The following is a 24,348-nucleotide window of genomic DNA, read 5'->3' on the forward strand; positions in this document are numbered from 1 at the left end:
GGGTTTTCCCCCGAGGGTTTGGAATGAAGCCGACTCCCACCTATGCCAACAAGCCGACCTCGGACAATCCGCGCGACGTCGAGGCTTGGGCCCTGGCGGAAGCGGCGCGTCGTATGATCGCGGCCGCCCATGCCAAGGACGAAAAGGCCTTCCGCGAGGCTCTTCAACTGAACCAGCGCCTGTGGACGATCTTCCAGGCGGCGATCACCGAAGAGGATTGCGGCCATCCGCCGGAGGTCCGGACGAACATTGCGGCCCTGTCGCTGCTGGTCGACCGCGAGACGACCAACCGTCTGATCGACCTGGATTTCGACAAGATCGACACGCTGGTCAACATCAACCGCAACGTCGCCAGCGGCCTGACCGCCCAGGGCGAGTTCATCGCCGCCCAGCAGGCGACCCAGCCGCATCCGGGCACGCCGCAGACGGCCGCTCCGCAGGCTCCCCAGGCGGCTGCCCCGGCGCCGGGCCAGCCGCCGGCCGGGATGCGCCCGGCCGTGCCGCCGCGCCCGATGACCAGCCCGGACGCCGCCCCGGTCAACCGCGAGTCCCTGCGCATTTCGATCTGATCGGTATCGGGATCGACAAGGAAAAGGCCGGCGCTCCGATGGGGCGCCGGCCTTTTTGATTCCGACGTTCGGCTGGACTTTGCGGATTTTCCGGCATCCGGGCGCCGGGGCCTTGCCGGTCGGGCTGGACGGCGACTGGCTGGAACGGGTGGGGGCGCTGCTCGGCGAGCGGGGACGATGCGGCGTTCGGAAGCTTGGCGGTGTGACCCGGGCGAATGGGCCTTTGGGGCCTGCTTTGCAGTCCCTTGCAAGGCACCGCTGGCCGGATTAAGTAATACTTGGAATTGCGCAGGTATTACCGGAGGCGGTCATGGCCACGACGCTCACCACCAAGGGACAAGTCACCATTCCGAAGCCGATCCGCGACCGATTGGGGCTCGGTCCAGGCAGTGCCGTGGAATTCGAAATCGCTGAGGACGGGCGCGTCGTTCTGAGACGGGCGGACCGAACGGTGCCGACAAGGAGCCGGTTCGAGCGGCTGCGGGGCCGCGCCACCGCGGGCCTGAGCACGGATCAGATCATGGCGTTGACGCGTGGCGAGGACTGAGCGCCAATGACCCTGGTCGATACCAACGTACTTCTCGATCTCGTCACGAACGATCCGGTATGGGCGGATTGGTCCATCCGGCAATTGGACGGTGCCGCAGTCAAGGGACCGCTGATCATCAACGACGTCGTCTATGCCGAATTGTCCGTGGGCTTCAAACGGATCGAAGATCTTGACGACCTGCTCGACGACGCCGGGGTCGTCATGGACGAGATCCCGCGCGAAGCCCTGTTCCTGGCCGGCAAGGCGTTTCGCCGCTATCGGACCGCGGGCGGCGCCCGTTCGGGTGTGCTTCCGGATTTCTTCATCGGTGCCCATGCCGCCGTACTCGGACTGCCGCTGCTGACCCGCGATGCCAAACGCTACCGTTCATATTTCCCGTCAGTTGCCCTGGTGGCGCCGGAAGCGCAGTAGAGTCGATAGGGTTCGATCGAAAAACCAGCCTGAGAGCTGAGTTCACCGCTGGCCGCCCCGTCCCTCGACCCTCCTCACTCCGTTGGCACTTCGCGCTCCAGTTCCTCCAGCCAGATGCGGGCGTTGCCGTCCGACGGTGCCCGCCAGTCGCCGCGGGGCGACAGCGAGCCGCCGGCGGTCACCTTCGGGCCGTTCGGCATGGCGGAGCGCTTGAACTGGCTGAAGCCGAAGAAGCGGCGCAGGAAGACGCGCAGCCAGTCGCGGATCTCGGCCGGGCTGTAGGCGCGGCGCTTCTCCAGCGGATAGCCCTCCGGCCAGTCGCCTTTGGCAACGTCGGCCCAGGCATGGCGGGCCAGGAAGGCGATCTTCGACGGGCGGAAGCCGTAGCGCAGAACGTAGAACAGGTTGAAATCCTGCAAGTCATACGGCCCGACCACGGATTCGGAGCTTTGCAGCGCCTTGTCGGAGCCGGCGGGGACCAGTTCCGGCGAGATCTCCGTCTTCAGGATGGCGTCCAGCGTCTCCGACACCTCCTGCTGGAACTGGCCGGTGCGGCCGACCCAGCGGATCAGGTGCTGGATCAGCGTCTTCGGCACGCCGGCATTGACGTTGTAATGGGACATCTGGTCGCCGACGCCATAGGTGCACCAGCCCAGCGCCAGTTCCGACAGGTCGCCGGTGCCGAGAACGATGCCGTTGTGGTGGTTGGCGAGCCGGAACAGGTAGTCGGTGCGCAGGCCGGCCTGCACATTCTCGAAGGTGATGTCATAGACCGCCTCGCCATGGGCGTAGGGGTGGTCCATATCCCGAAGCATCTGGTTGGCGGCCGGCCGGATGTCGAGTTCCTTGGCTGTCACTCCCAGTGCCGTCATCAGCCGCCAGGCGTTGGACTTGGTGCCCTCGCTGGTGCCGAAGCCGGGCATGGTGTAGCCGAGGATGCCCGAGCGCGGCAGGCCGAGCCGGTCCATGGCGCGGGCGGCGACGATCAGGGCATGGGTGCTGTCCAGCCCGCCCGACACGCCGATCACCACCGTTCTGATCCCGGTGGCTCGCAGCCGCTGCACCAGCCCGGCCACCTGGATATTGTAAGCCTCGTAGCAGTCCTGCTCCAGCCGTTCGGCGGCGGCCGGGACGAAGGGCAGGCGCGGCACCACGCGCAGCAGCCCGACATCCTCCTCCGGCGCGTCGAGGCGGAAGGCGACGGTGCGGAATCCACCCGTCGCCTCGCCGAACAGGCGGCGGTTGTCGTCGAAGGTGCCCTGGCGCAGCCGTTCCTGGCGCAGCAGGTCGAGGTCGACGTCGGCCACCGCCATCTGGGCGCCGTCGGGGAAGCGGTCGGTCTCCGCCAGCTTCTCGCCATTCTCGAAGATCGAGGTCTGGCCGTCCCAGGCGAGGTCGGTGGTCGACTCCCCCGTCCCGGCCGACGAATAGAGATAGGCGGCAAGGCAGCGCGCCGACTGCGATTTCGCCAGCAGGCGGCGGGTGTCGGACTTGCCGATGGTGATGTTGCTGGCCGACAGGTTGGCGAGAATGGTGGCGCCGGCGAGCGCCGCCATGGTGCTGGGCGGGGCCGGAACCCACAGATCCTCGCAGATCTCGGCATGCACGACCAGACCGGGCTGGTCTTCGGCGGAGAACAGCAGGTCGGGGCCGAAGGGGGCGGTCAGGTCGCCAATGCGGATGGTCCCGCCTTCGGTGCCGGTGCCAGACGCGAACTGGCGCCGCTCGTAGAATTCGCGGTAGTTCGGCAGATGCTGCTTCGGCACCACGCCCAGCAGCTCACCCCGGTGGATCGCCACCGCCGTGTTGTAGAGCCGCCCGTCATGGAGCAGCGGCGCGCCGACCAGCAGCAACGGCATCAGCCCGGCCGAGGCCTGGACCAGATCGAGGATCGCCTGTTCCACCGCATCGATCAGCGGGTCCTGCATCAGCAGGTCGTCGATGGCGTAGCCGGACAGCGCCAGCTCGGGGAACAGCGCCACCGCCACCGACTTGTCGTGGCAGGCCCGCGCCGCCTCCAGCACCGCAGCGGCATTGGCCGCCGGATCGGCCGGAGTGCTGCGCGTGGTGCAGGCGGCCACCCGCGCGAAGCCGTGGCGATAGATCGAGGTGAAGCTCATGACCCGTTCCCGCTGCCTTGCATGCCCTAGGGCGCTCCAGGATGTGGCGCCCGGGGGAAGCAAACATAGCAGGAATTTCGCGTGCGTCAGGTCTCCCGTCCCGATGACAGCCGGCTTTCCGGCCTTTTGGATGGGCCGATGAGGCCGCTTGGCGGAAAATGCTTAAGACGCGATACATTCGTTATAAAACCAAAGTCAAATCGATGCGGAGATGCAGGCATTCCAGTTAAAATGAGGACATTGCAGGATGATCCTCTGCGATAGTCAAGTTGACCAAATCAAGTGCGTTGGATATAGCCAGGGGCTCGCTTGCATCGGGAACCGGCAGGCCGACGCCAGAAGGACTCGTTTATCATCGTGACAACCGACGCACCGGTCACGCAGCCGACCCAGAGCAACGGCGCATCGCCCGATGCGGACATTGCGGCCGTGCCGGTTGAAGAGGCGGCGGCACCGGAACAGGCCTGCTGCATCGTCGGGATCGGCGCCTCGGCCGGCGGGCTGGAGGCGTTGCAGCGATTCTTCGACGCGGTGCCGGGTGACAGCGACCTCGCCTATGTCGTGGTCCAGCACCTGTCGCCGGTGCACAAGAGCCTGATGGTCGATCTGCTGGCGAAGCACACGGCCATGGAGGTGGTGCAGGCGACCGAAGGGGTGCCGGTCCAGCGCAACACCGTCTATCTGCTGCCGCCGGGCAAGCATCTGAGCATCGAGGATGGCCGGCTGCGGCTGACCGCCAAGGATGCCGGCAGCGGCATGAGCCTGCCGATCGACATCTTCCTCACGGCACTGGCCCGCGACCAGGGTCCCTTCGCCATCGGGCTGATCCTGTCCGGCACCGGGTCGGACGGGACGCGCGGGCTGATGGCGATCAAGTCGGCCGGCGGCTTCACCGCGGTCCAGCAGCCGGAAACCGCGCAGTTCGACGGCATGCCGCGCAGCGCGCTGGCTACGGGCCAGATCGACGCCACCCTGCCGCCGGAGGAGTTGCCGGCCCGGCTGATCGAGCATGCGCGCAAGGTGCTGGCCCGCGCCCGGCCGATGCGGATGTCCGGTCAGGCGGGCCGGCAGCGGCGCGAGGATGGCGACGATCCGCTGGCCCAGATCATCGCCGTCATCCGCTCCGTCACCGGCGTCGATTTCTCGCATTACAAGCTGGCGACGCTGCTGCGGCGGATCGAGCGGCGGATGCAGGGCGCCGGGCTGGACTCGATGGAGGAGTATGCCGCCCTGCTGCGGCGGAACAGCGCCGAGACGGTGAACCTCTACAAGGAGATGCTGATCGGCGTCACCCGCTTCTTCCGGGACGAGGCGGCCTTCCGCGTCCTGGCCGACCGGGTGATCCCCAGCCTGCTCGCCAACCGCAGCCCGACCGACATGATCCGCGTCTGGGTCTGCGGCTGCGCCAGCGGGGAGGAGGCCTATTCCCTCGCCATCCTGTTCGCCGAGGCGCAGGAACGGCTCGGCCGCAGCATCGACGTCAAGATCTTCGCCACCGATATCGACCAGGACAGCATCGAGGTCGCGAGCCTCGGCGAATATCCCCGCTCGATCGCGGAGGACGTGTCGCAGGAACGGCTCGGGCGCTTCTTCACCGCGCGGGGCGACGGCTATGTGGTGGCGCGCGACATCCGCCGCATGGTGGTGTTCGCCGCCCACAACATCATGCGCGACCCGCCCTTCACCAAGATCGACCTGCTGAGCTGCCGCAACCTGCTGATCTACATGGACCAGCCGTTGCAGCGGAAGGTTCTCAGCCTGTTCCAGTACGCGTTGCGCCAGAGCGGCTTCCTGTTCCTCGGCACCAGCGAGACGCTGGGCGACCTCCAGTCCGATTTCCACACCGTCGACAGCCGCAACAAGCTGTTCCAGAGCCTGCGCGCCGGGTCCTTCCGGCTGTCGCGGCTGCTGGTGCCGACGGTGGCGGCACCGCCGGCCCGCCATGGCGAGGATGGCGGCACCCAGGCGATGGAGGAAGGGGCGGTCATCGACGAGGCGATCGGCGCCCTGATGAAGGCCTATGTGCCGCCCTGCCTGCTGGTCAACGAACAGATGACCATCATGCACGTGTTCGGCGACGCCTCCTCCCTGCTGAAGGTGCCGGCGGGCGAGGCGACGCTGAACGTGCTGAAGCTGCTGCCGTCCTCGGTCGCCATGGTGACCGGCACCGCGCTGAACCGCGCCTTCCGGTCGGGCGAGGAGTTCGCGCTGTCCAACATCCCGGTGAAGGACCGCGAGGGGGTGGCGGCGCTCAGCCTGCGGGTCCAGCCCTATGTCGCGCGCAAGACCGGCCGCCGCTTCGCCCTGGTGGTGCTGGACCGCGCCAACATGCTGCCGCTGGCGGTGCCGGACTCCGACTTCGACCTGAATGCCGACGCCGCCGAGCGCATCCGCGGGCTGGAGCAGGAGCTGCTGTCGCGCGGCGAGAACCTCCAGGCGACCATCGAGGAGCTGGAGACAGCCAACGAAGAGCTGCAGGCGACCAACGAGGAACTGCTGGCCTCCAACGAGGAATTGCAGAGCACCAACGAGGAGCTGCAGTCGGTCAATGAGGAGCTTTACTCCGTCAACGCCGAATATCAGGCGAAGGTGGAGGAGCTGACCGAGATCACCAACGACCTGGACAACCTGCTGCGCTCGACCGAGATCGGCACGGTGTTCCTGGACGGCGATTTCGTCATCCGCCGCTTCACGCCCGCGGCGGCCGGATTCATCAACATCATCCCGCGCGACATCGGCCGGTCCATCGCGCATCTGTCGACCAACATCGACTATCCCGATTTCCTCGGCGACATCCGCAAGGTGTTCGACGGGCAGGAACCGGTGGAGCGCCATGTCCGCGTCCATGACGGCCGCTGGGTGCTGACCCGCATCCTGCCCTATCTGACCGACAAGAGTCAGACTGCCGGTGTGGTGGTGACCTTCGTCGACGTGACGGACACCAAGCAGGCGCAGGAGCGGCTGCAAAAGGTGCTGGACAGCCTGCCGGAACATATCGCCGTCACCGACCGCGAGGGCCGGATCGTCATGGTGAACGCCGCCTGGCGCGGCTTCGCCCAGCGCAACGGCGCCCCGGCGATCGAACGCTGCGGCGTCGGCACCAACTACCTTGAGGTCTGCCTGGCGCCGGACGCGGCTTCGACGGACGGCATCGCCCGTGCGGTGCATGACGGGCTGCGCCGCATCCTGGACGGCAAAGCCGACGGTTTCTCCATCGAATATCCCTGCCATTCGCCCGACGAGCAGCGCTGGTTCCTGATGCACGCCACCCGCCTGAAGGACCATGACGGCGGCATCGTCGTCAGCCACATCAACATTACCAACCGCAAGCTGATGGAGTTGCAGCTGGACGGAACCGGTGAAGGTGATGGCACGGGCGATGGCAAGGGCGATGGAGGAGAGGAATGAGCGAGGACTCCTCCGGCCGCCTGCGGCGCCGTGCCGAAACCATCCTCAGCGACGGGCATTTCGAGGTGTCGGACATCACCGCCACCTCGATGAAGGAACTGCTGCACGAGCTGTATGTCCATCAGGCCGAGCTGGAGATTCAGAACGAGGAGCTGCGCGGCGCCCAGCAGGCGCTGGAAGCATCCCGCCTGCAATATCTCCAGCTTTTCCAGTCGGTGCCGCTGGCCTGTCTGGCGGTGAACGCTACCGGCATCGTCGGCGAGGCGAACGCCGCGGCCGAGCGGCAGTTCGGCCTGCCGATGCTGCGGCTGAAGGGCCGTCCGCTGACCCTGCTGGTCGACGGCGTCGATCATGGCCGCCTGTTCACCGCGCTCGGCCGGCTGCGCGACCATGGCGAGTGGGCCCGGCAGGAATTCCGCTTCCTCGGCCCGCAGGGCACGGTCATCGACGGGCTGACCGACGCCCGCCGGGTGACGCTGGACGACAGCGACCGCGGCGACGTGCTGCTGACCATCACCGACCTGACCGAACGCAACGCCTGGCTGCGCGAGGTGCAGCAGGCCCGCGACGATGCCGAGCGGGCGCGGGCCGACTATCACCATATCCTGCAATCGGTCGGCGACGGCATCCTCGGGGTCGACGCCGACGGCCGCATCCGCTTCGTCAACGCCGCGGCGACGGCGATGACCGGCCATCTCGACCTGGACCTGATCGGCCGTCCGCCCTCGGACCTGCTGGCCGGCCCGGCCGGGGAGGCGGAGGGGCTGCCGGGCGGACTGCCGGACGTCGAAGCGGCCTCGCCGGCTGCCGGCGGGGCGGCCCGTGCGCTGGCCCTGTCGCTGACCGACGGCCGGCCGCGCAGCATCGCCTGCGAGAAGCTGCGCCGGGAGGATGGCGGGACGCTGCTGGTCGAGGTCACCATCTCCCCCATGCTGTCGTCCGGCATGCGCTTCGCCCCGATGGAGGAGCGCATCCAGGGGGCGGTCGTCGCCTTCCGCGACGTCACCGCGCGGCGGACGGCGGAGGCGGCGCTGAACCTCAGCGAGCGGCGGCACCGGGTGCTGGTCCAGTCGCTGCACGATGCGCTGGCGATGACCGCCGTCGACGGCCGCAGCCTGCTGGCGAACGCCATGGCGGAACGGCTGCTGGGCGGACCGGCCCGCGCGCTGCTCGACCCCACCGCCCCCGCTTTTGATGGAGAGGGCAAGGGAGAAGGCCGGGCGGACGGGCAGTTGGCGCCGGCCACCGCCCCCGACATCATGGTGCCGACCACCGCCGGCCGCCGCTTCATCGACGCCAACGGCAACCGCCTGCATGGGCTTCCCCCGGCGGCCGAGGCGGTGCGCAGCGGCAAGCCGGTGGCCGAACGCATCATCGGCGTGGTCGAGGGGGAGGAGGCGACCGCCCCCACCCGCTGGCTGCGGGTGTCGAGCCGCCCGGTCGCCGATCCGGCCGGCCGGGTGGAGGCGGTGGTCTCCAGCGTCGCCGACATCACCGCGGTGAAGGCGCTGGAGCGCGACCTGAACGTGGCGCTGGACGCCCGCGAACGCTTCCTGGCGGCGGCGAGCCACGACCTGCGCCAGCCGGTGCAGGCGCTGTTGCTGCTGTCCGACCTGCTGATGAAGGAAGAGCTTTCCGACGGCGCGCGGCGGATGGCGGAGCAGATCCAGTCCTCGCTCGGCGGCCTGGGCGGCATGCTGGACGGGATGCTCGACATCTCCAAGCTGGAAGCCGGGCTCGTCGCCCCCAATCCGGAGACGGTCGACATCACCGCCCTGCTGGGCCGGCTGCACGGGGAATTCGCCCCCCTGGCCGAGAAGGCCGGGCAGAACCTGCGTCTGGTGGCGCCGCATCTTACGACGCGGACCGATCCGCGCCTGCTGGAACGGGTGCTGCGCAACCTGCTGGCCAACGCCTTGCGCTTCGCCCCCGGCGGGCGGGTGCTGCTCGGCGCGCGGCGGCGCGGCGACCGCTTGCAGATCGAGGTGTGGGACAGCGGGATCGGCATCGCCGATCAGCACATCGACCGCATCTTCCAGGACTTCTTCCAGGTCGGCAACGCCGCCCGCGACCGGCGGGAAGGGCTGGGGCTGGGGCTGAGCATCGCCAGGCGGCTGGTCACCATGCTGGGCGGCACCATCGACGTGACCTCCTCGCTCGGCCGTGGCAGCCGTTTCACCGTCTGCCTGCCGTTGACCGAGGCGAAATCCGACACCGTCGAACAAGCGGACAGCGGCGGCACGGCGGGCGACGGGACCGCCGGCGATGGTGGGCGGCTGGTCATGCTGGTGGAGGACGACGCCGTCATCCGCATGGCGCTGGTGCTGATGCTGGAGGACTGGAACTATCGCGTGGTGGAGGCCGGCAGCGGGGCCGAGGCGGAGGAGCTCCTGGGCAGCCTGATCGACAGCGGGCAGGAGCCCGACCTGATCCTGGCCGATTACCGCCTGCCGGAAGGAACCACCGGGCTGATGGTGATGGACATGGTCCGCCGCCGCCTGTCGCGCGACGTTCCCGGCGTGCTGCTGACCGGCGATACTTCGGCCGACCGGCTGCGCGAGGCGGCGGGCGCCCAATGCGCGCTGCTGCACAAGCCGATCCAGCCCAGCCGCCTGCAGGACACGCTGGCTTCGGCGCTGAATTTGTCAGGCGGGTGAGGAAAATCGGGTGGGAGAGCCATATTGATTGTTCATCAACTTAACTTGTTTTGACTCACGTCAATGCCGCCGATGCGGGAAGATCCAGACTGTGCGGGCTGTTCCGAGAGGTGAGTGACGGCGCGAAGCGGGGACGGTCCATGCCCATGAACACCGATGCCAGCCTTGCGCGCCGCACCGTGCGCGCCCGTGCCGCCGGATTATCGGCGTTGCTGCTCGGCGGCCTGTTCATCGGCTTCCTGCTGCTCGTCATCGTCTTCCTCGAATATCGGCGCGCCATCGACTGGGTCGACCATACCCACGAAGTCATCTCCACCGTCGAATCCTTGCAATCCACCCTGTACGACACCGAATCCGGCCAGCGCGGATACCTGCTGTTGGCGGACCCCGCTCATCTCGCCGCCTATGAGGAGGGGAGGGATCGCAGCCGGCTGCTGCTGGACAGCATCGGGTCGCTGACCGCCGACAACCCGGTTCAGCAGGATATGTTGAAGGCCCTGCGCTCCCTGACCGCCGACCGGCTGCACCAGATCGCCGAGGTTCTGCGGCAGGCCACCGAAGCAGGGCTGGAGCAGGCACTTGCGACCATCCGCGAGGGGAAGGGCGCCAGCACGATGGCCGAAATCCGGCGCCTGACCGCCACCATGCGGGCGGAAGAGGACATGCTGCTCGCCCGGCGCAGCCGGCACGCCACCATCCTCGAATTGCTGATGATCGCCTACGGGATCATCTTCGTCACGGTCATCGGCTGGCTCGGCTACTCCACCGTCCGGCGGCTGGAGCGGGATTACCAGGCCGAGCGCGCGGAAGGGGAGGCGCTGTCCGCGGCGTTGCAGGAGAACAGGATCCTGCTCGACGAGGTCAACCACCGGGTCAAGAACTCCCTGCAGATCGTCGCCAACCTGCTGCGGACCCAGGCGATGAGGCATCGCAGCCAGGAGGTGCGGGAGGAACTGCTGGACAGCAGCAGCCGCGTGCTGGCGATCGCCGAGGTTCATCGCCGCCTCTATGGCGAGGGCGCGGTGTACGACACGGTGGAGCTGTCGGACCTGATCCGCAGCATCGCCGAGAACGCGATCCCGCCCACTGGCAGCGGCGAGCCGGCGATGACCATGGCGGTCCAGTCGCCGTTGCCGGCCTCGGTCGACACCGCGGTGCCGGTGGCGCTGATCGTCAACGAACTGCTGACCAACAGCTACAAGCACGCCTTCCCCGATGGGCGGCACGGCACGGTCAAGCTGGACATGGAGGTGGCGGGGAACGAGGTCCGCATCGACGTCGCCGACGACGGCATCGGCCTGCCGGAAGAGGTCGCGAGCGGCGGAGGCGGCGGCTTCGGCCTGAACACGGTCCGCAATCTTACGCGGCAATTAAGGGGGCATCTGGAGATCGAACGTTTGACACCGGGGACGCGCTTCCTTTTAACTTTCCCCATGAAGCCGGGAGCGCCAACCCAGGCGTGACGTCTCCGGCCATCCTGCGAAATTTACAAGAAAAACAATGAAGATATTGATCATAGAGGATGAATTTCTGATCGCCGAAGGGGTGTCGCTGACCCTTCAGTCGGCCGGCCACGAGGTGACGGGGATTGCCGAGGATCTCCCCACCGCGCTGGCCCTGGCCGGGGAGGAGAAGCCCGACATGGCCTTCGTCGACATCAAGCTGGCCAACGGGTCGAACGGGCTCGACGTCGCCCGCGCCTTGAAGGCGATGGGGATTGCTTGCGTCTTCGCCACCGGGAACCCGCCCAGCAAGGCCCAGGCCGGCGGGGTCGGGCTGGGCTATATCGCCAAGCCCTTCTCGCCGCGTGTCCTGGTCCAGACCGCCGCCTTCGTCGCCGGGCGGCTGTCGCCCTGCGCCCCGGCCGCGGTGGCGCCGAACGGGTTCGTCACCCTGTAGGCCGCCTTGTTCAGAAGCCGGTGAAGCGAGTGAAGCCTTCGGCCGGTTCGCGGTCGGTCGGGAAGTTGTTCTCCGGTGCCGACCAGTCGGCGAAGCCCAGCGCCATGCCGCTGGCGATGATTTCCGTATCGGGCAGGCCCAGATGCCGTGCGGTGATGGCGTGGCGGTAGCAGAAGGCCGCCTGCGGGCAGGTCTCCAGCCCAAAGCCGCGGGCGACGATCATGACGTTCTGCATGAACATGCCCAGATCGAGCCAGGCGCCCTTGCCCATGTCGCGGTCGATGGCGAAGAACAGTCCGACCGGCGCGCCGAAGAACAGCCAGTTGCGGCCATGCTGGCGCGCCATCCGTTCGCGGTCGCCCTTGCCGATGCCGAGCGAGCCGTAGAGCGCCCAGCCGACCGCCCGCCGCCGGCCGAGATAGGGCTCCCGCCAGTTCTCCGGGTAATAGGGATATTCCGGCACCTCCGGCTCTCCCGCCTCATGGGCGGCCAGCAGCTCCGCCGACAGGGCGGCCCGCGCCTCCCCGGCGATGGCATGAACCTTCCAGGGCTGGATGTTGGTGCCGCTCGGCGCGCGGGCGGCGAGGTCGAGGATGCGCAGGACCGTCTCCCGCTCCACCGGCGTGGGCAAAAAGGCGCGGATGCTGCGCCGGCCGGCGATGGCGTCCAGCACGGACAGGGCGGGGGTGTCGGTCATCGGCGTGGGCTCGGCGGTCATTGGCCGCCACCCCCTCCCTCCACTTCCACCTCCGGTTCGTGCCGGACCGGGAAATTGACGGAGCGGGCGATGAAGCATTTTTCCGCCGCCTCGTGATGCAGGGCAAGCGCCCGCCCGGCGTCCGATCCGGGCGCCAATGTCACCCGCGGCCGCAGGACGACGGCGGTGAACTGGCCGCCGCCGTCGGTCTCCTCCTCCATCACCCCGTCGGCATCGTCGCTGTAGCCGGTGACGACGATCCCGGCGGCCGAACAGAGATGCAGGTACCAGAGCTGGTGGCAGGACGACAGGGCGCCGACCAGCATCTCCTCAGGGTTCCAGCGCGCCGGATCGCCGCGGAAGGCCGCGTCGGAGGTGGCGGGGATCGCCGGCTTGGTCCCGGCGCTCAGCGTGTGGTCGCGGCTGTAGGCCCGGTAGGCCGAGGTGCCGGTGCCGAGATTGCCGGTCCAGTCGATCCGGACGGCATAGCGGTGTTGCCTGTGCGCCATGAGACCCCTCCCTTCTACTGCATCACGAACATCAATAGCGCCGGCAGGCCGACGAAGGCCATGGCGGTGGACCCGAGGACCATGCCGGCGACATCCTCCGGGGAGTTGCCGTAGCGCAGCGCCCAGAGATAGTTGAAGACCGCCACCGGCATGGAGCTTTGCACCAGAACCACGCCGCGCGCCGCGCCGGTCAGCCCCATCGCCCAGGCGACCAGCAGCCCCATGGCGAAGCCGACCGCCAGCCGGAAGGCCGACATCGACAGCGCCCGCACCGCTCCGGAGAGGCGCAGCTTCGACAGCGCCACCCCCAGCGAGAACAGCATCAGCGGCACGGCGCAGTTGCCCAGCAGCGTGGTGGTGTTGCCGATCCACACCGGCAGCGGCAGCCCGGCCAGCTGGATCGCCACGGCCAGCGCCACCGCGTAGATCGTCGGGGTGCGCGCCATCTGCCCCAGGTCGAACCGTCCGGCGGCCAGCGCCGGACCCAGCGTGAACTGGCCGACCGACATCACCGCATAGAACAGCACGGCAAGGCTGAGGCCGTTCTCGCCGAAGGCGAACAGGCAGACCGGCAGGCCCAGGTTGCCGGCGTTGGGAAAGGCCATCGCCGGCACATAGACCCGCAGCGACAGCCCCGACGCCAGCAGCACGGGGATGGAGGCCAGTGCCGTCAGCGCCATGCACAGGGTGGCGGCCAGCGCGATCTCCCCCATCACGTTGGCCGACAGGTGCAGCCGGGTCAGGGCGGAGAAGACCAGGCAGGGGGACGACACGTTGATCGCGAAGGTGGTGATGAAGGCGCTGTCGTAAGGCAGCTTCCCCCGGGTCCAGCCATAGCCCAGCGCGGCCACCACGAAAACCGGGGCCAGCACGGCGAAGGCGTCGGAGAGAAGGGCTGACATGGGCATTGAGGCGGGCATGGAGGCTGGCGGAACCCTGTGCTGCAACCGATGGGTCGGCGGATTGTCGGCAACCATGGCGGCATTCCCGCCCGCCGTCATCCCCCAAGCCCAAGCTGCGGCGCAGGGCAGCCGCGCGTAGGGATCGGATTGCGGCCGCGTCCCCGCCTTCATCGGCAAAGGCCGTCCGCGGCTGCTCCCGAGTCGCACACATCCGGATGCACAGGTGAGGCTGCACAGGGGGCGGCGGAGCCGGACGGACCGTAATCCCGACGACACAGGTCCAATGAAATATGGCATTTGAGCAAGCTTCATCACAAGTCGGTAACGATTTGTAACGGAGCTTGAGCCATAAGGGATCACCCAACTAGGGTGTGATGGCCCCATTCTGCGGAACCGCATGACGACCTCGCCAAGCGCCAAGACCGTTGTTCGACCTCTGAACAATAAGGCGCAGCAATCCAAACGACAGCCGAACCTGAACAGTCGTCGCTTCTCACTGCGTTCGGTTCTGCTCTGGATTCTATTGTTGCTGTCGGCGGGTTTGTTTCTTGCGCTGGCGGCGTTGCCCGTTGGAAGATTTGCAAGCGCCGCCATCTCGGCCGGCGTGGTGGCGGCGGCCTTCGTGCTGGGACGCTTCGCCCAGCGCTTCTGGCATGCCCGCACGCTGACCGTCCTGCTGCTGGCCTTCGTCACCTTCCGCTATTTCTTCTGGCGGCTGACCGGCACGATGCCGCCGGTGGACGACCTGGTGAACTTCATCCCCGGCGTGACCCTGTTCGCGGCCGAGGCGCTGTCCTTCGTCCTGTTCCTGACCTCGCTGTTCGTCATCATCGACCCGCTGGCCCGCGAACCGTCGGAGCCGACGGGCGACCCCGCCTTCTGGCCCAGCGTCGACGTCTACATCCCCTCCTACAACGAGGAGCCGGAACTGCTGGAGACGACGCTGGCCGCCGCGGTCTGCATCGACTATCCGCGCGACAAGCTGCGCGTCTATCTGCTGGACGACGGCGGCACCGACCAGAAGCTGGCCCACAGCAACCCCGAACAGGCCGCCGCGGCTTCGGCCCGGCGCGAGACGCTGACCGCGCTGTGCGAGCGGCTTCAGGTCACCTACATGACCCGGCCGCGCAACGAGCATGCCAAGGCCGGCAACATCAACCACGCCTTCCAGAAGACGTCCGGCGATCTGGTGCTGATCCTGGATGCCGACCATGTGCCGACGGTGGGCATCATGAAGGCGACGGTCGGCTTCTTCCAGCAGGACCCCGGCCTGTTCCTGGTCCAGACCCCGCATTTCTTCGTCAATCCCGACCCGGTCGAATACAACCTCGGCACCTTCGAGCGGATGCCGAGCGAGAACGAGATGTTCTATTATTCGATCCAGCCCGGGCTGGACCGATGGAACGGCTCCTTCTTCTGCGGATCGGCCGCCATCCTGCGCCGCGCTGCGCTGGAGGAGGTCGGCGGCTTCAGCGGCGACACGGTGACGGAGGATTGCGAGACGGCGCTGGAGCTGCATGCGCGCGGCTGGCGCAGCGTCTACCTGCCGCGCCCGCTGATCGCCGGGTTGCAGCCCGAGACCTTCGACAGCTTCATCGCCCAGCGGTCGCGCTGGACCCAGGGCATGATCCAGCTGTTCCTGCTGAAGAACCCGCTGTTCAAGCGCGGCCTGACCATCGCCCAGCGGCTTTGCTACACCAGCACCATGCTGTACTGGTTCTTCTGGTTCTGGCGGCCGATCTTCCTGCTGTCGCCGCTGTGCTACGCCCTGTTCGGGCTGGAGATCTACCGCATCAACCTGCCGGACTTCGCCTGCTTCGTCATTCCGCATGTCTTCGCCGCCGCCTTCCTGTCGCAGTTCCTGCACGGGCGGATGCGCTGGCCGCTGTTCTCGGAGCTGTACGAGTATCTGCAGTCCTTCCACGTCGCGCGCGCCGCGCTGGCGACGCTGATGCGGCCGCGCGACCCGGTGTTCAAGGTGACCGCCAAGGGCCAGTCGGTGGAAGAGGATGGCTTCTCCCCGCTGGCCACGCCCTTCATCGTCACCACCCTGCTGCTGGCCGCCGGGCTGGCGGCCTGTGCGTGGCGCTATTCCATCTTCCCGGAACACCGCGCCGCCATCGTCCCGGTGGCGGTCTGGTGTTCGCTGAGCTTCCTGCTGGCGCTGGGCGGCCTCGCCGTCGTCTATGAGCGCAAGCGCGTCCGCCGGCAGGAGCGCTTTTCCGTCGACCGCCCGGCGGTGCTGAAGTTCGACGACGGGACCAGCATCGACCTGCTGGTCGCCGACGTGTCGGCCGGCGGCGTCGGGCTGCTGGTCGATCCGGCATGGCGCGACCTGCTGAGCCGGCCCGACCAGACCCCGGTGCTGACCATCGGCGCGACGGAAACGGAGGCCGCGACCACCACCGGCGTCCGCATCTTCCGCATCGAGATGCGCAACGGCGAACTGGCGGTCGGCGCCGGATTCGCCCCGCGCGACCGCCAGGACATCGTGGAGATGGCGCGCTTCGTCTTCGGCAACAGCGTCGGCTGGGACATCTTCCTCGACCGCAAGCGGGTGGCCGCCCCGACCTTCTTCGGCGGGCTGCTGTTCTTCGCCACGCGGGTGGTGCCGCGGCTGGGCCATGTGCTGCTCGCCCTGCCCGGTGCGCTGCGCCGCATCCTGACCTTCCAGGCCCCCTGATGGCGACGGGAACGGCGATGGCGGGCATGGGCAACCATACCGGCGCGGGCCGGCTGTTGTGGGCGGTGCTGGCCCTGCTGGCGCTGCTGTCCCAATGGATCGGCGGTGCGGTGCCGGCGCTGGCCGCCGACCGCCGGGTGATTCCGCTGTCGAACCTGCGCGACGGCCAGCCGGAGGTCACCCTGCATGGCGAGACCGAGACGGTGGTGCTGCGCGCCGTGCTGCCGCCGGTGATCGGGCTGACCAGTGCCGTGCTGGCGCTGACCTACGAGAACGGCATCGACATCCTGCCGGAGAAGGGCGCGATGTCGGTCTTCATCAACGGCTCTCCGGTGGCCGACCTGCCGCTGGCCGCCTTCCGCGGGCCGGTCAACGCCTCCATCACCCTGCCGAGCAGCCTGATCCGTCCCGGCGAGAACCAGATCGTCTTCCAGACCAGCGCCCAGCACCGCGCCATCTGCACGGTGCGCGGCACCTACGATCTGTGGGCGCGGGTGAACCTTGCCGCGTCGTCGCTGACGCTGCTGTCGGACGGCGGCGTGCCGGAACCGGATCTGGCGATGATGCGCCAGCTTCTGGCCTCCGCCGACCGGGCGCGGGAACCGCTGGCGATCATCCAGCCCGGTGGCGAGATCGACGCCGACCATCTCGGCTGGGGTTCCATGGTGGCGCAGTCCTACGGCCTGCTGCTGGGCGACCAGACGCCGCGGGTGGTGGCTGTACCGGTGAAGACCGCCGGCAACGCTCCCGGCAATTTGCAGGTTAATTCCCAGGGCAATCCTCCTCCTCCGGGCGGTTCAGGAGCGACGCTGGAAAGCCTGCCCCTGCCGGGCGGCAAGAACATCCTGATCGGCACCCGCGACCGCATCGCCCCCCTGCTGGGCGACGCGCGCGCCGCCGCCATCACCGGCCCGTTCCTGGCCGTCTATCCGCTTCCCGCCGGCAAAGGCGGTCCGGAGGGAAGCGGCGGCGCCAACCCCGGTGGCGGCGGCTTCGTCGCCGTCGCGTCGGGACGGACGCAGCAGGAGGTGGATCAGGCGGTGATGCGGCTGTCCGACGTGACCCGGCCGCTGCCGACCCAGAGCGCCACCATCGTCACCGACGCGGCGATCCCGGCTGCCCCGCCGGCCCCGCTGGTGCAGGCGGAGGGACGCTACCACCTGTCGGAACTGGGCTTCCAGACGGTGCAGCACAGCGGCTACCGCTATACCGGCCGCTTTGGCCTGACCCTGCCGGCCGGGTTCGCCCCGGTCAGCGACCGCTCCATCCTGTTCCACGTCAACGCCGCGTTCGAGGGCAATCTCGGCCCCGGCGCCATACTGAATGTCCAGGTGAACGGCAAGTCGGCCGCCGCGATGGAGGTCGACAAGCGGTCCAGCGGCATCATCGAGAATGGCGAGATGCCGCTGCCGATGGCGCTGTTCCGCCCCGGCCCCAACGTGATCGAGGTGGAGGCGGAACTGCCGCCGGCCGGCGGCACCGACTGCGTCTTCGCCGTGCGGCGCCCGACCTTCACCCTGCTGGATACGTCCAGCATCGAGATCCCCGGCTTCGCCCGTCTGGTCACGCTGCCGAACCTGGGCGGCTTCGCCAACACCGCCTTTCCCTATGGCGGCACCGCCGGGGGAGAGCAGGCGCCGCCCTTCGACCTCGTCGTCGTCGGACGCGATCCCGCCTGGTTCGGCGCCGCCTGGAGCCTGACCGCCAAGCTGGCGCAACGGGCGGGCGACCTGATGGCGGTGGTGCCCTATACCGGCTGGGACGGCGCGCCGAACGACAATGCTCTGATCGTCGGCCCGGTGGCGGCGCTGCCGCAGGCGGTCTTCACCGCTGCCCCGCTGCCGGCCGACCGTCTGGCCGGTCTGCTGGAGGCAGGCGCCCTGATCGCCCAGGCCAAGGCCCGCGGCGAGCCGATGGCGGCATCCGACCGCCGCGCCCTGGCCGAGCGGCTGCGGCTGGGCTGGTCGGGCAACGCCGTCCGTTCGGGGCCGGCGCGGCCGGGGACCGTGCCGCAGGGGATGGGCCAGGGAATGGGACAGCCGATGGGCATCGCGGGGGCGGCGCTGGCGGCCGATGGCGGTGCGGCGAACCGCTGGCAGCGGATGGCCGGCGATGCCAAGGACCCGGCCGCCACCGGCCGCGGCTGGGTGCCCGACTGGGCGCGGCGGGTGATGGGCGCGGCCGCGCGCTACATCAACCACTGGACGGTGGAGGAGGCGCCGGTCGACGTCGTCGCGCTGACCGAGAATGCCGAGACCCTGCCGGAGGCGGCCCTGCTGCAATACCGTGCGCCGGGGGCCGATCCGCTGACCTGGACGCTGCTGACCGCAGCCGATCCGCGCGCCATCGACCGCGCGATGCGCAGCCTGGGCGAGGCCGGGCAGTGGGACAAACTGCGCGGCGGCGGGGCGCTGTGGAGCAGTGCGGCACCGGCCATCACCACGCTGGAAACGTCGCGTCCCTACCAGATCATTCTCAATCCCTTTGACATCGGCAACCTGATCCTGATTCTGGCCCGCAACCTGTCGCAGCGGATCGAGCTTCTGTTCGCCCTGCTGCTGGGGACGGCGGTGGTGCTGACGGTCAGCATGCGCCTGCTGCTGAAGGGCGGTCATCGGGAACGGAGCGGGTCATGACGTCACCTGCCGGAACATCGCGGCGCGACATGCTGACCGGAGCAGCCTCCCTCGGGCTGGCCGCCTTCGGGTTGACTGCCTTCGGGTTGACTGCGGCATTGCCTGGGACTGTGCGCGCGGCCCCCTACGACGGGAACGCGTGGCGCCGCTATGCGGAGCGCTTCCTGCTGCCGGAAGGCCGCATCGTCGACACCGGCAACAAGGGCATCAGCCATTCCGAAGGGCAGGGCTACGGCATGCTGCTGGCGGTGGCGGGGGGTGACCGCGCCGCCTTCGACCGGCTGTGGGGCTGGACCCAGCGCGTGCTGATGGTGCGCGGCGACGGGCTGGTGGCGTGGCGCTGGACGCCCGACGGCGGGGTCGCCGACCGCAACAACGCGTCGGACGGCGACATGCTGATCGCCTGGGCGCTGCTGCGCGCCGCCGAGACCTGGCAGGCGGAGGCCTACCGCACCGCCGCCATCGCCATCGTCAAGGCGCTGGCCTCCGGGCTGCTGGTGGAGCAGGGGGGGCTGACGGTGGTGCTGCCGGGACGCGACGGCTTCCGCAAGGGCGACACGCTGGTCCTCAACCCCAGCTACTGGATTTTCCCGGCCATCCGCGCCTTCGCCGCCCTGCCGGGCGGCGAGCGCTGGGGCAAGCTGTCGGATTCCGGGCTGGTCCTGCTGTCGAAGGCGCGCTTCGGCGGGTTCCAGCTGCCGCCGGACTGGATGACGCTGGACGCCTCCGGGACGGTGGGCATCGCCGAGGGCTTCAAGAAGCAGTATGGCTACGACGCCGTGCGGGTGCCGCTCTATCTGGCGCTGGACGGCTACCGCGACCCCTATTACTTCCGCCCCTTCTCCACGCTGGCGGCGAAGTATGGCGGCAAGGCGGTGCCCGCCACCGTCTCGCTGCCGGGCGGCACCACCACCCAGGTGGCGGCGTCGGTCGGCATGCTGGCGGTCTACCGGCTGGCCTGCCAGCTTGCCGGAGCCGGCGGCGAGGCCGTAACGGTGCCGCCGCTGGCGCCGGACGAAGACTACTACTCAACCACCTTGGCCCATCTTTCCGCGCTGGCGGCGCAAAGCCTGGGGATCGCTCCGTGACCCGTCCTGTCCTTCTTCCGGCCCTTCTCCTTGCCGGCATCGCCGTGGCCGGCGGCGGGGCCGGCGTCTGGTCCAGCGCCTGGGCCCAGTCGAACGGCGGCGCCCGCGCGCTGGCTCCCGGCGTGAAGGTGGAGGTGGCGCCCGCCCCCGGCAGCGGCTCCGCGCCGGCCGCCGGCAAGGTGGACGAGACGGCGCTGCGCTACTATGCCCGCATCGGCGACGGCGAACGGCTGGAGGCGGAGATCGCCCGCCTGCGCGCGCTCGATCCCAGCTGGGAACCGCCGAAGGATCTGTTCGCGCCGCAGCCGACCACGGCGGGCGTCGACGAAAGCCCGTTCTGGACCCTGCTGTCGGCCGGCAAGGTGGCGGAGGCGCGGGCCGCCATCGCCGAGCAGCGGCGCAAGTCGCCGTCCTGGCAGCCGTCGGACAAGCTTCTCCAGGAACTCGACCTCGCCGAGAGCGCTGGGCGCATCCGCTCGGCCAGCGACACCAAGCGCTGGCAGGAGGTGGTCGATGCCGCCGCCGCCCAGCCGGAGGCGGTGGCCTGCAACCGGCTGGACAATGCCTGGCGGCTGGCGGAGGCCTATGCCGAGCTGAAGCAGGCCGACCGTGCCTTCGACACCTACAAGACCATCGTCACCACCTGCCCCAAGGCCAAGGAGCGGCGCGACACCATCTTCAAGGCGTCCCGCTATCTCAAGCCCGAGCAACTGCGCGAACTGAGCGCGCTCGGCGCTACCAGCAACCCGGCGACGGGCGAGGATTACTCCAGCGTCCGCACCGCCGAGGCGGAGCTGGAGACCGGCCGCCTGCTGGAGCGTCTCGGGAACGCCAAGCCCGGCGCGCTGTCGGCGGCCGACCTCTCGCGCGTCCAGGGCATCGTCCGCGACAAGCAGGATGCCGACGGCGCCATCGCGCTCGGCTGGTATTTCCAGAAGCAGAAGAACTATGCGGAGGCGCAGAGCTGGTTCTCCCAGGCCAACGGCTGGGCGCCGTCCGACAAGGCGGCGGAAGGGCTGGTGCTGGCCTATAACGGGTTGGGCGAGAAGGCGCAGGCCCGCGCCGCCGCCGAGCCCTGGAAGGGCAAGTCGAGCCGTATCGATCAGGTGCTGAAGGCGGTCGACCCGCCGCGCGGCCCCTCCACCCCCGGTGGTGGACGCAGCGCGCCGCAGGGGCCGAGCGAGCTGGACCGCGCGCTGGCCCGCCACGACTTCGCCGGCTGCATCGCCATCATCCGCAGCAGCATCGAGCGGAGCGGGCCGACGGCCGCCCTGTTGCAGCAGCGCGGCTGGTGCCTGCTGGAGCTGAAACGCCCGTCGGAGGCCGAGGCCGCCTTCGTCGAGGCCCAGGCCCTGGCCGCCCGCGAACCGGCTCCAAAACCGGCCAAGGGGGGAGCGTCGGCCACCGGAAAGGGAAGCGACCGCAATCCGGCCGCATCGGGACCGCCGCAGACGCCGACGCGCGAGCAGGAGAACGTCTATGGGCAGGCGATCGCCCGGCTGACGACCGGCGACGTCACCGGCCTGACCCGCGACCTGCCGCGCGCCAACCTGACCCCGACGCAGAAGGCGGAAATCCGCGCCTCGCTGATGGCGACGGAGGCCGGCCGGGCGCTGGAGGACAAGCGCTACCACGACGTGCTGCGCCTGCTCGACGCCCGCAGGGAGATCGAGCCGGAGCCGCGCAACCTCGGCATCCTCCGCGGCTGGGCGCTCTACAACCTGATGCGCTATGACGAGGCCTATGCCCAGTTCAAGTCGATCGACGACCGGCTGAGCACCGAGGACTCGCGCGAAGGCGTCAGCACTGCCTGGAAGACGATCTACCATGACTGGTAAGGGAGCCCCGATGCCCGAAACTGCGAGGCGCGCCGCGCTGTGGGCCGTGCTGGCGGCGGCCACGCTGCTGACCTCCGGCTGCGCCGGCTGGGTGCGCGACAACCTGACCCAGTCGCCCACCCCCTGGCGCCGCATCCAGCCGGCGGCGCTGCCGGTGACGCTGGGGGAAAGCCGCGACTTCCCCATCGTCGCCGCCCGCATGCGCGACACCGGCGCGGTCTACAAGACCTACAACGTGGCACTCGGCAACCCGACGACCCTGCCGGGCGAGAACCGCCTGACGATCGACGTGCAGACCCTGCCCGACAGCCTGTTCGGCGCCCTGGTCCAGCCGCCGCGCGTCTTCCCCGTGCCGCTCTACACGATGGAGACGCTGACGGTGACGACCCGGCGCGAATTCCCGGACATGAAGGTCAAGGTCGCCGACGCCGCCCGCCGCAACCGCTACGGCGATTACGACTACGCCACCGCCCAGGACGAGCAGAACACCTGCGTCCTGGCCTGGCAGCTGATCAACGACCACAAGCGGATGCTGCCGGAACGGATCGAGGCGGTGCGGGTGGAATACCGGGTCTGCGGCGTCGGCTCCAACATCCGCGCCCTTCTGGCGCCCTTCGACGGCATGACCCTGACCCTGCCCGAGACGATCCTGGAGGCGCAGGATCTGGGGGGACTCTAGGAGCGCGCCTGCCATGACCACCGTATCCGAAGCCTTGCGCATCGCCGTCGGCCTGCATCAGGGCAACCGGCTGGCCGAGGCGGCGGACATCTACCGGAAGATCATCCAGGCGGCGCCCGAGGTGGCCGATGCGTGGCACCTGCTGGGCGTCCTGCACCACCAGTCCGGCCAATCCGCCGAAGCGGTGCGGCTGATCGGCGAGGCGATCCGGCGGGATCCCCTCTGCGCCGCCTATCGTGACAATCTGGGATCGGCCTTGCGGGCGGCGAAGCAGACCGGACCGGCGGTCGGCCAGCATCGGGCGGCGATGGCGCTCGATCCCGCCTGGGTCAAGCCGTTCGGCAACCTCGCCGGCGCCCTGACCGACCTCGGCGACGGCGGCGGGGCGGCCGAGGCGCTGCGCCGCGCCCTGCGGCTGGCGCCGGACAATGACGGCTACCTGATGCGGCTCGGCGACTGTCTCTACGCCCAGGATCGGATGGCGGAGGCCGAGGAGCAGTACCGGCGTCTGGACGCGCTCCACCCCGGCCGGCCCGATTGTCTGTACCGGCTGGGCCTGTGCCGGCTGGCGGCGAGCCGGCTGATGGCCGCCGGGCTCGCCAACGCCGGGCGGCTGGTCGACCGGGTGGCGCTGGGCGAGGCCCTGGCCGCCTTCGGCCGTGCCGCCGAAGGCGGGCATGGCGATGCCGGCAAGAACCTCTATGGCACGGCGATCGTCGCGGTTCAGACCGGGGTGATGGACGACGGAACGCTGGAGCGGGTCGCTGCCGCCGGGCGCCGCCGGCTGATGGCGGAGCCGCGCGACAGCGTCGCGCTGTCGGTGGTCTGCTATGCCCTCTACCGGCGGCGACGGCTCGACCTGGCCCGCCGCTATTTCCGCAAATACGCCCGCCATTGGACCGCGCAGGACATCGCCGCCGATTTCGAGATGCTGCTGTGGTCGATGGTGCGCAGCGAGCCGGCCTTCTTCGACCGGCTGTCCGCTGCGCCGCCGGGATGCTTCGCCCGCGCCGTCCGCCATATGCCGGTTGCCCCGAAGACCGATGACCGGCCGATCCTGCTGGTCGGCTGCGATGGGGAATATTGGCGGCGGTTCGGTGCCGGCTTCCTCGAAACCCGGAGCAGAACGGCCGCGTCCTGCGCCCCGCATGTCCATGTCGTCAACCCGCCGGATGATGTCGCGGCGGAACTGATGCGGCTGGCGGGCGACGGCGAGCTGCCGCTGTCCGTCTCCTTCGAGACCGTCGATCTGAGCGCTCTGTCGGAGCCGGTGCGGCTGACCTATTTCGCCTCCGCCCGTTTTGCCGTGACGCAGCAGCTTCTGCGCCAGGGGGCGGGGCCGGTGATCCAGGTCGATGTCGATGCGCTGCTGCTGGCCGATCCCGGCCTTGCCATGGCGGAGTGGCGGGATTGGGACGTGGCGGTGATGCAGGACCGGCGGAGCCGCGGGCCGACCCGCGATTTCCTCGCCGGCTTCCTCGCCTTCAACCGGACGCCGGCCGCCCGGCGCTATCTCGACCTCGTCGTCGCCTATATCGGCCGGCATTTCGACGAGGGCCGGGCCTTCTGGGGGCTGGATCAGGCGGCCCCCTACTGCACCTACGACCATCTGGTCCGCAGCGGCGGGGCGCCGGCCCTGATCCGCTTCGACTTCGAAGCCTTCCCCTTCCTGCACTTCCTGGAAAAGTAAGGCGGCCTTACG

17 protein-coding genes are annotated in these 24,348 nt (G+C 69.1%); 13 read left to right on the plus strand and 4 right to left on the minus strand.

Going from position 1 to position 24,348, the window contains the following annotated elements; genetic code table 11:
* Nucleotides 1-23: 23 nt before the first annotated feature.
* The 3 genes from J2848_RS35965 to J2848_RS21030 all read left to right on the plus strand — a co-directional run bounded on the left by J2848_RS35965 (nt 24) and on the right by J2848_RS21030 (nt 1,530).
* Entirely contained in the window at nt 24-569 is a 546-nt protein-coding gene (locus J2848_RS35965) for a flagellar biosynthesis regulator FlaF (RefSeq protein ID WP_149233175.1), read from the plus strand.
* Nucleotides 570-879: 310 nt separating this feature from the next.
* Entirely contained in the window at nt 880-1,116 is a 237-nt protein-coding gene (locus tag J2848_RS21025) for an AbrB/MazE/SpoVT family DNA-binding domain-containing protein (protein WP_149233176.1), read from the plus strand.
* A gap of 6 nt (nt 1,117-1,122) precedes the next feature.
* Complete coding sequence (locus tag J2848_RS21030) at nt 1,123-1,530, plus strand: type II toxin-antitoxin system VapC family toxin (RefSeq protein WP_149233177.1); 408 nt, start codon at nt 1,123-1,125, stop codon at nt 1,528-1,530.
* Between the two features lie 74 nt (nt 1,531-1,604).
* Here the strand turns inward: J2848_RS21030 and J2848_RS21035 are convergent, their stop codons facing one another.
* Complete coding sequence (locus J2848_RS21035) at nt 1,605-3,650, minus strand: NAD(+) synthase (protein ID WP_149233178.1); 2,046 nt, start codon at nt 3,648-3,650, stop codon at nt 1,605-1,607.
* A 357-nt stretch (nt 3,651-4,007) separates the two neighbouring features.
* On the opposite strand from J2848_RS21035, the gene J2848_RS21040 reads away from it, so the two are divergent.
* The 4 genes from J2848_RS21040 to J2848_RS21055 all read left to right on the plus strand — a co-directional run bounded on the left by J2848_RS21040 (nt 4,008) and on the right by J2848_RS21055 (nt 11,614).
* Nucleotides 4,008-7,058, plus strand: coding sequence for a chemotaxis protein CheB (locus J2848_RS21040; RefSeq protein WP_246194044.1), 3,051 nt, complete (start codon nt 4,008-4,010; stop codon nt 7,056-7,058).
* Nucleotides 7,055-9,715, plus strand: coding sequence for a PAS domain-containing hybrid sensor histidine kinase/response regulator (locus J2848_RS21045; RefSeq protein WP_149233179.1), 2,661 nt, complete (start codon nt 7,055-7,057; stop codon nt 9,713-9,715). The genes J2848_RS21040 and J2848_RS21045 overlap by 4 nt, the downstream gene beginning before the upstream one ends.
* 140 nt (nt 9,716-9,855) lie before the next feature.
* On the plus strand, nt 9,856-11,178 hold the full coding sequence (locus J2848_RS21050; protein WP_149233180.1) for a sensor histidine kinase: 1,323 nt from the start codon (nt 9,856-9,858) through the stop codon (nt 11,176-11,178).
* 37 nt (nt 11,179-11,215) lie between these two features.
* Entirely contained in the window at nt 11,216-11,614 is a 399-nt protein-coding gene (locus J2848_RS21055; RefSeq protein ID WP_149233181.1) for a response regulator, read from the plus strand.
* A 10-nt stretch (nt 11,615-11,624) separates the two neighbouring features.
* Here J2848_RS21055 and J2848_RS21060 read toward each other — a convergent pair whose 3' ends face one another.
* From J2848_RS21060 to J2848_RS21070, 3 genes are read right to left on the minus strand one after another with little or no spacing between them, the layout of a single operon-like run.
* On the minus strand, nt 11,625-12,332 hold the full coding sequence (locus J2848_RS21060; RefSeq protein WP_246194045.1) for a nitroreductase: 708 nt from the start codon (nt 12,330-12,332) through the stop codon (nt 11,625-11,627).
* Entirely contained in the window at nt 12,329-12,820 is a 492-nt protein-coding gene (locus J2848_RS21065) for an OsmC family protein (protein WP_149233182.1), read from the minus strand. Before J2848_RS21065 ends, J2848_RS21060 begins: the two co-directional genes overlap by 4 nt.
* A gap of 14 nt (nt 12,821-12,834) precedes the next feature.
* Nucleotides 12,835-13,722 (minus strand): AEC family transporter, encoded by an 888-nt coding sequence (locus J2848_RS21070; RefSeq protein WP_246194046.1) that lies wholly within the window; start codon nt 13,720-13,722, stop codon nt 12,835-12,837.
* A 397-nt stretch (nt 13,723-14,119) separates the two neighbouring features.
* Here J2848_RS21070 and bcsA point away from each other — a divergent pair, with 397 nt between their 5' ends.
* The 6 genes from bcsA to J2848_RS21100 are packed head-to-tail and all read left to right on the plus strand — an operon-like array spanning nt 14,120 to nt 24,336.
* Nucleotides 14,120-16,405, plus strand: coding sequence for a UDP-forming cellulose synthase catalytic subunit (gene bcsA, locus J2848_RS21075; RefSeq protein ID WP_149233184.1), 2,286 nt, complete (start codon nt 14,120-14,122; stop codon nt 16,403-16,405).
* Nucleotides 16,405-19,041: a cellulose biosynthesis cyclic di-GMP-binding regulatory protein BcsB gene (locus J2848_RS21080; protein WP_246194048.1), complete on the plus strand. Its 2,637-nt coding sequence runs from the start codon at nt 16,405-16,407 to the stop codon at nt 19,039-19,041. The genes bcsA and J2848_RS21080 overlap by 1 nt, the downstream gene beginning before the upstream one ends.
* Nucleotides 19,038-20,129, plus strand: coding sequence for a family 8 glycosyl hydrolase (locus J2848_RS21085; RefSeq protein ID WP_149233185.1), 1,092 nt, complete (start codon nt 19,038-19,040; stop codon nt 20,127-20,129). The genes J2848_RS21080 and J2848_RS21085 overlap by 4 nt, the downstream gene beginning before the upstream one ends.
* The gene (locus J2848_RS21090; RefSeq protein ID WP_149233186.1) at nt 20,126-21,967 is read left to right on the plus strand and encodes a hypothetical protein; all 1,842 of its coding nucleotides are present in this window, start codon (nt 20,126-20,128) and stop codon (nt 21,965-21,967) included. Before J2848_RS21085 ends, J2848_RS21090 begins: the two co-directional genes overlap by 4 nt.
* 10 nt (nt 21,968-21,977) lie before the next feature.
* Complete coding sequence (bcsN, locus tag J2848_RS21095) at nt 21,978-22,646, plus strand: cellulose biosynthesis protein BcsN (RefSeq protein WP_246194049.1); 669 nt, start codon at nt 21,978-21,980, stop codon at nt 22,644-22,646.
* 13 nt (nt 22,647-22,659) lie between these two features.
* Nucleotides 22,660-24,336, plus strand: a complete 1,677-nt coding sequence (locus J2848_RS21100; RefSeq protein ID WP_149233188.1) for a tetratricopeptide repeat protein — start codon at nt 22,660-22,662, stop codon at nt 24,334-24,336.
* The last annotated feature ends 12 nt before the right edge of the window (nt 24,337-24,348 follow it).

The organism is Azospirillum lipoferum (genome assembly GCF_024170005.1).
Classification (GTDB): Bacteria; Pseudomonadota; Alphaproteobacteria; order Azospirillales; family Azospirillaceae; genus Azospirillum; species Azospirillum lipoferum.

What these genes read in the sequence shown, in the direction of transcription:
- J2848_RS21100 (WP_149233188.1), top strand. Translation starts at nt 22,660, where the DNA reads ATGACCACCGTATCCGAAGCCTTGCGCATCGCCGTCGGCCTGCATCAG.
- J2848_RS21035 (WP_149233178.1), bottom strand. Translation starts at nt 3,650, where the DNA reads ATGAGCTTCACCTCGATCTATCGCCACGGCTTCGCGCGGGTGGCCGCC.
- bcsA (WP_149233184.1), top strand. Translation starts at nt 14,120, where the DNA reads ATGACGACCTCGCCAAGCGCCAAGACCGTTGTTCGACCTCTGAACAAT.
- J2848_RS21045 (WP_149233179.1), top strand. Translation starts at nt 7,055, where the DNA reads ATGAGCGAGGACTCCTCCGGCCGCCTGCGGCGCCGTGCCGAAACCATC.
- J2848_RS21085 (WP_149233185.1), top strand. Translation starts at nt 19,038, where the DNA reads ATGACGTCACCTGCCGGAACATCGCGGCGCGACATGCTGACCGGAGCA.
- J2848_RS21060 (WP_246194045.1), bottom strand. Translation starts at nt 12,332, where the DNA reads ATGACCGCCGAGCCCACGCCGATGACCGACACCCCCGCCCTGTCCGTG.
- J2848_RS21080 (WP_246194048.1), top strand. Translation starts at nt 16,405, where the DNA reads ATGGCGACGGGAACGGCGATGGCGGGCATGGGCAACCATACCGGCGCG.
- J2848_RS21025 (WP_149233176.1), top strand. Translation starts at nt 880, where the DNA reads ATGGCCACGACGCTCACCACCAAGGGACAAGTCACCATTCCGAAGCCG.
- J2848_RS21030 (WP_149233177.1), top strand. Translation starts at nt 1,123, where the DNA reads ATGACCCTGGTCGATACCAACGTACTTCTCGATCTCGTCACGAACGAT.
- J2848_RS21070 (WP_246194046.1), bottom strand. Translation starts at nt 13,722, where the DNA reads ATGTCAGCCCTTCTCTCCGACGCCTTCGCCGTGCTGGCCCCGGTTTTC.
- J2848_RS21050 (WP_149233180.1), top strand. Translation starts at nt 9,856, where the DNA reads ATGCCCATGAACACCGATGCCAGCCTTGCGCGCCGCACCGTGCGCGCC.
- bcsN (WP_246194049.1), top strand. Translation starts at nt 21,978, where the DNA reads ATGCCCGAAACTGCGAGGCGCGCCGCGCTGTGGGCCGTGCTGGCGGCG.
- J2848_RS35965 (WP_149233175.1), top strand. Translation starts at nt 24, where the DNA reads ATGAAGCCGACTCCCACCTATGCCAACAAGCCGACCTCGGACAATCCG.
- J2848_RS21065 (WP_149233182.1), bottom strand. Translation starts at nt 12,820, where the DNA reads ATGGCGCACAGGCAACACCGCTATGCCGTCCGGATCGACTGGACCGGC.
- J2848_RS21055 (WP_149233181.1), top strand. Translation starts at nt 11,216, where the DNA reads ATGAAGATATTGATCATAGAGGATGAATTTCTGATCGCCGAAGGGGTG.